This window comes from Bacillota bacterium (assembly GCA_013314855.1).
Taxonomy (GTDB): Bacteria; Bacillota; Clostridia; order Acetivibrionales; family DUMC01; genus Ch48.
In genome coordinates, this window is sequence record JABUEW010000186.1 from 1 (window position 1) to 5,465 (window position 5,465).

At 35.9% G+C, this 5,465-nt stretch carries 7 protein-coding genes; 1 reads left to right on the plus strand and 6 read right to left on the minus strand.

Annotated elements, in window-relative coordinates:
• Positions 1–390: 390 nt before the first annotated feature.
• From HPY74_19455 to HPY74_19475, 5 genes are all read right to left on the minus strand, one after another.
• Entirely contained in the window at positions 391–846 is a 456-nt protein-coding gene (locus HPY74_19455; GenBank protein ID NSW92785.1) for an ATP-binding protein, read from the minus strand.
• Positions 847–884: 38 nt separating this feature from the next.
• A complete protein-coding gene (locus HPY74_19460; GenBank protein NSW92786.1) occupies positions 885–2,603 on the minus strand; it encodes an AAA family ATPase in 1,719 nt (572 codons plus the stop codon).
• Between the two features lie 83 nt (positions 2,604–2,686).
• Positions 2,687–2,875 carry a hypothetical protein gene (locus tag HPY74_19465; protein ID NSW92787.1) on the minus strand — a complete coding sequence of 63 codons (189 nt, stop codon included), beginning with the start codon at positions 2,873–2,875 and terminating at the stop codon, positions 2,687–2,689.
• A 37-nt stretch (positions 2,876–2,912) separates the two neighbouring features.
• Positions 2,913–3,221, minus strand: a complete 309-nt coding sequence (locus tag HPY74_19470; protein ID NSW92788.1) for a nucleotidyltransferase domain-containing protein — start codon at positions 3,219–3,221, stop codon at positions 2,913–2,915.
• Positions 3,218–3,610 carry a nucleotidyltransferase substrate binding protein gene (locus HPY74_19475; protein ID NSW92789.1) on the minus strand — a complete coding sequence of 131 codons (393 nt, stop codon included), beginning with the start codon at positions 3,608–3,610 and terminating at the stop codon, positions 3,218–3,220. Before HPY74_19475 ends, HPY74_19470 begins: the two co-directional genes overlap by 4 nt.
• Before the next feature lie 304 nt (positions 3,611–3,914).
• Here HPY74_19475 and ltaE point away from each other — a divergent pair, with 304 nt between their 5' ends.
• Positions 3,915–4,946, plus strand: coding sequence for a low-specificity L-threonine aldolase (gene ltaE / locus HPY74_19480; GenBank protein ID NSW92790.1), 1,032 nt, complete (start codon positions 3,915–3,917; stop codon positions 4,944–4,946).
• A 55-nt stretch (positions 4,947–5,001) separates the two neighbouring features.
• Here ltaE and HPY74_19485 read toward each other — a convergent pair.
• Positions 5,002–5,465, minus strand: a 464-nt coding sequence (locus tag HPY74_19485; GenBank protein ID NSW92791.1) for a PD-(D/E)XK nuclease domain-containing protein, incomplete at its 5' end; no start/stop codon positions are given.

Here is a 5,465-nt window from a genome sequence, read left to right on the forward strand (position 1 = left end):
ATTTTATCATTTCTATATCTTCAGGACTAAATGTCCTACCTGAAAATGTTCTATTAGTATTGTTCATGACTTGATTACCTACCTCCCCCAAGTCTACTATACAATACTAATCTTGTACGTGTCCAACTCGGTTTTGCGAAAATATTTTTTTGCTACTCTCTATAACTCTTGTTTTCTCTTTCTTTTAAATTCGTGCTTCATCTCTGTAAGGGTGCAATTTTCATAAACCCAGTTTCTTCCATAGTCTTTTTCAAAAGTTTTTTAAAAAAGACCATCTTTGAATTTTTCATTCAGGGGTTTTGGAAGTATATTCCGGACGGGCTTGGTAAGCAAAAGTAGGCAAACACAGTGTCACATCCGATAATTCATTCTCTATGAAAGTAACTTCTATCATTTCATCTGGCAGTTTACGAGATAGTTACAAATGTAGGGACTCAAGGTATTTGAAGGCAGCTCTGGAATTCCTGCCAATTGAGATAACTTGTGATTGCCGGTGGCTATACTTCTCATGATTGAAAAGTAGCTCACCAACTCTTTAACTTCCTTTTCAAGAAGAAATATCGGCTCTTCGTATAAAAAGCTTCCTTTACGCAGCACTTCCCTATCTATATTTTCCATCAATGGTTCATCATTATCAAAGAAATCAAAGTATTTTGGCACCCCGCCGGTTATGGAATATACTTCTACAAGCTGTTCAAAGGATTTGTAGGAATTACTCTTCAATATTTCTGTAAACTTCAATAGTGACAACCGAATTTGTGCTGTTCTCCTTCCATATAATGGACTACTATATGACAGCACATGAGTTGTCATCATACTTGTCAGTGAACCACATAGGATAACCATCACATTTTTATCCTTATATATTGATTTATATTTCCTTATTATATTTCCATATTAACAACACATTTGTCTGCCACAAATACAATAACCCACTTCTTAAGTTCAGGCAGGGTTTGAAGCTCATGCGAGTTGCGGTATTTCATTATCTGTTCTATGGCTTCATTTTTCTTTTCTTCTATGATTTTTTCTCCATGTGCTTCATACTCTGATTTTTTAATGTACTTTACCTCAAATATTGCAAAATAGGCAGGGTCAATCGGTTCCCTCCTGAATAGCGCTATGTCTATATATCCATCCTCTACTTCATATTCTGATTTTACCAGGTACACGTTGCTTAGCATAAAATAAGAAAGCATAATAAGTTTAACATATTTCTCATCAAAATTTATGTAATCACGGTTGGAAAGCTTGTGCAGGGTCTTTTCTACCACTTCTATAAACTTTTCATTCTTGCCTTCGAGGGCAATTTGCCTTATAGCTTCTTTGATAAAAGGTATATTAATATCATAATCCATTTCCTCATTTAATTTTTTTACATAGTACTGGTGATATAAACCCTTAATGACATAATTAGGCGTCTTTAAACTTACGCTATCTAATACCCTTTTATCTATTGTAAGAAGTCCCAGGTAAAACAGCAAGGACTTAAAATCATCCTGCGTAAAATCTTTTTCCATACTAAATTGTTTTGTTATCTGTGCTACAATTTCCTCTCCATTTAGTATCTTTTCTAAAACTTCCATATTGCCTTTTCTATTCTTTAGCTCAAACATCCTGCCCAATTTTCCATAGTCGCTGGCAATGTTCTGGTCTATTAAGTCTATAGGTCCTTCTTTGTCTTCTATATAGGTTTTTAAATAGTATAATATCATGTCACTATTAAATAACCTTTTTTTTGCTTTCTCTGAGAACAAGTAACCATCATAGTTCTTGTGCAGCACTTCCATTAACTCTTCCATATCACTTTCACTCACAGGAAACCTGGCAGTATCTCTAACCATCTGTTTCACTTCATCTTCAGTAAAGCCCATCATCTCATTAAAAGTATCAAGCCTTGTTATGTCATCGGCAATATTAAATCCGCTGGTAAGGCTATCTAAGGTAATTGGGCTTACTCCTGTGGCAAATATTCGTTTTACAATTGTCTTTGTTTGTTTCTTAAGCACTTCGTACCATTTTCTAACAAATCCGGTATTACTTACCGATTGCTTAAATAAGTCAAACTGAAAGCTTAGAAGCTCATTTGCAAAATGGTCATATTCATCTATGATAACGTAAATTGGTTTATCTATTTTACTCTTCACATTTGTAAAAAAATCTTCCATTATATTTGCTGCTGATATATTTAAATCCGAATCTTTTATTATATAGTCGAAAGATAATCTATACCGATCTGCAAAATCCTTAAATGCCAGCTTTGTGATATTGGTAAAGCTCTCTTCCAATTCTTCCTTCGTGTCGGTAGTTACTCCCGTAAAATCAAAATTAAGGACATAGTAGCTGTTTCTTTCTTTTGTCGGGTTTTGTCCTATATAGGTATTTTTAAATAAAATATCAAAATTATCTTTTTCGTTTACATCATAGTAGTTTTGGAGCAACGACACAAACAGGCTTTTGCCAAATCTTCTCGGGCGTAAAAAGAATAAAAATGGTGCATGGTAATTCTCTATTTTCTCAATGTAAGCGGTCTTGTCTATATAGATATAATTCTCCAGTGCAATTGTTTTATAATTACTGATTCCATATGGCAATTTCTTCAATCCAGCTCGCTCCTTTCACAAGCCCTTAAAGAGTGTTTATTTAACAAGATTTTAACACTTTTCCCTTGATTCTTCAGTAATAATTATAACCCATCTTGCTTAGTTATTACAATTAAGAAATTGAAAAATTTAAACTCTTCTGCCTCTTCCTCTATAGTCTTTTCCACAAAGGTCTTAATTGTTTTTAGTGAATTTTCAATATGTTGAAAAGGAATGATCCCCCCGATATCTTTACCCCTGTAAATAATTGTAACTGTTTTATTTTTTGACATCTATAACCTCAGAATATGGTAGAATATTTGTCAGTTACTACTCCTTTTCAAAAATAACTTTTCCTACTCTGTCAATATGTTCTTTCAGTTCTTTGTGCTCTAGATGCGAATAATCAACAATATCAAAAAAATACGGCAACGGCCCGTATTCTTCCAACACTGCATGAAGGCTCGATAATGTATCGAATGTTATTCTTTCACCACAGATAGCTATATCTACATCCGACCCCGGTTTATAATTCCCCTTGGCTCTTGAACCAAAAATCAAAGCCTTTTGTATCTCGGGAAATTTTTTAATTGCCTTAACAATATAATCCAAATCAGATTCACTTAAACCGTAGTTCATAATCCCTCCAACTTAAGGCAAAGCTCGTTAATAATTGAATAATATTTTTTTCTTATAAGCTCCTCGACTTCCCTTGCTTTTGCTTCATCATAAGTATGTGCCATTAGATTCCTTTTTTCCAATGCATCTATCCATGCATGCCCATTTGTAATGAGTTGCGTTTGAAAAGCTGTTTGTATCGTACTTCTAGGGCTTTTTACATCAAACCCTTCTTGTTCCAAGTAATCTTTCATAGTCTTCCAAGCTAATTCAAAAGTATATTCAAAACATTTTATCAGCCCTTGAACTTCGAATTTGTTCAATTCCTCTTTTTCTATAAATTCCGTTAGTTGCATGGCAACTTTCTTAAAATTAGAAAACCTCTGTTTCCATCGAATATCCTGGTTCATATACCACACCTGCTTTATTTGTATTTTCTTTAGTATACCATGCTTATAATGATTTTAAAATACAAGTTTTATCGCTTCTTCAATTCTTCCCGTTTTATAATTTAATTGAAAAAAATGTGTCAATAATATATACTTTTAATGTGCTTTGGCTGCGCATTATCACATTATTGTATTGGAGTTTTTTCTTGTAGCACTTATACACTTATAATGCCCGGTTTTGGGAAAAACTTGAATACTGGCACGGCACAGACTGTTATCAGCATCGCTGGAGGAAACGTATTGTGTTTTTAAGGGAGGTTTCATGATGGAGTTTATAGATTTAAGAAGCGATACGGTCACAGTACCCACCCCGGAAATGAGGGAAGCAATGTATAAAGCGGAAGTTGGGGACGATGTCTACGGGGATGATCCCACTGTAAACAGGCTTGAAGAATATGCTGCCGAAGTTGTTGACAAGGAAGCCGCCCTGTTCGTTCCCAGTGGAACTTTTGGCAATCAGCTGGCTCTATTCACCCACTGCAGCCGCGGGAACGAAGTTATTCTTGGAGACAACTGCCATATTGTTGCGCATGAGGCCGGGGCTTCCGCAGTAATAGCAGGGGTACAGCTAAGGACTCTTAAAGACAATAAGGGCGAGCTGGATCCGGAAGAAATAGAAACAAAGATACGTAAAGAAAAAGATATTCACTATCCCGATACGGGTCTCATATGCTTAGAAAATGCACATTCAAACGGTAGAGTGGTGTCTTTGGAAAATATGAAGAAAGTTTTTAGTATTTCACGAAAGTATAACATCCCCATACACCTTGATGGAGCAAGACTATTCAACGCATCAACATATCTGGGATTAGACCCGAGGGAAATAACCAAGCTTTGCGACTCGGTCATGTTTTGTCTGTCCAAAGGCTTATGCGCACCTGTCGGTTCAATTCTTGCAGGCGACAGCGATTTTATTAGCAAAGCAAGAAAGGGAAGAAAAATCATGGGAGGCGGTATGCGCCAGGCAGGAATTCTGGCTGCTGCAGGGCTTATCGCGTTGGAAAAGATGAGACACAGGTTAAAGGAGGACCATGACAATGCAATGTTGCTTGCAAGCGAGCTGGCAAAAATACCTGGTATAAGGGTAAATCCTGATGATATTCACATCAACATGGTCTTTTTTGATATAAGCGGTACAGGATGCGAAACTGTAAAGCTTGCGGAAGAATTGTTAAAAAGAGGGATAAAAGTCAATTCCGGAGAAGATGGGATTATGCGTTTTGTAACACATTATTGGGTAAGCAGGAGCGACATTTACCGCGTTGTTGGCAGCATAAAGGATATCCTTCTTAAATAAATTTTAGTTTTGGTATAAACAAAATATATTATTAGACATTAGCGTCCTGTACCAATTATATCTCCACATTAACAACACATTTATCCGTCACAAAAACAACTACCCATTTCTTAAGCCTGGGCAGGTTTTGAAGCTCATCAGAGCTTTTGTACTTCATTATCTGTTCTATGGCTTCATTTTTCTTCTCTTCTATGATTTTTTCTCCGTGTGCTTCATACTCTGATTTTTTAATATACTTTACCTCAAATATTGCAAAATAGGCAGGGTCAATCGGTTCCCTCCTCAATAACGCTATATCTATATATCCATCCTCTACTTCGTATTCCGATTTTACCAGGTACACGCTGCTTAGCATAAAATAAGAAAGCATAATAAGTTTAACATATTTCTCGTCAAAATTTATGTAATCACGGTTGGAAAGCTTGTGCAGGGTCTTTTCTACCACTTCTATAAACTTTTCATTCTTGCCTTCGAGGGCAATCTGCGATACAGCGTCGCTGATTTCTGAGGCGTCAAGCT

Bases quoted from the DNA above. Each gene is read 5' to 3' on its own strand.
- HPY74_19455 (NSW92785.1), bottom strand. From the start codon at position 846: ATGGTTATCCTATGTGGTTCACTGACAAGTATGATGACAACTCATGTG.
- HPY74_19465 (NSW92787.1), bottom strand. From the start codon at position 2,875: ATGTCAAAAAATAAAACAGTTACAATTATTTACAGGGGTAAAGATATC.
- HPY74_19470 (NSW92788.1), bottom strand. From the start codon at position 3,221: ATGAACTACGGTTTAAGTGAATCTGATTTGGATTATATTGTTAAGGCA.
- HPY74_19475 (NSW92789.1), bottom strand. From the start codon at position 3,610: ATGAACCAGGATATTCGATGGAAACAGAGGTTTTCTAATTTTAAGAAA.
- ltaE (NSW92790.1), top strand. From the start codon at position 3,915: ATGGAGTTTATAGATTTAAGAAGCGATACGGTCACAGTACCCACCCCG.